1 protein-coding gene is annotated in these 218 nt (G+C 55.0%); it reads left to right on the plus strand.

Annotated features, from left to right (window positions below; all coding sequences use genetic code 11):
• On the plus strand, window positions 1-218 hold a 218-nt coding region (locus DWZ82_RS15825), incomplete at both ends, for a MobA/MobL family protein (RefSeq protein ID WP_243022974.1).

The following is a 218-nucleotide window of genomic DNA, read 5'->3' on the forward strand; positions in this document are numbered from 1 at the left end:
CATCCGCCGGGACACAATCCCCACGCCCATGTCCTGCTGACCATGCGGGCAATGGATGAACATGGAAAATGGCTTCCCAAGAGCCGCAAGGTTTATGACCTTGACGAGAATGGGGAACGGATAAAGCTGCCGTCCGGCAGGTGGAAAAGCCACAAGGAGGATACGGTGGACTGGAACGACCAGAAGTATTGTGAAATCTGGCGGCATGAATGGGAGGT

The organism is Butyricicoccus sp. AF35-5AC (genome assembly GCF_003477715.1).
Lineage (GTDB): Bacteria > Bacillota > Clostridia > Oscillospirales > Butyricicoccaceae > Agathobaculum > Agathobaculum butyriciproducens.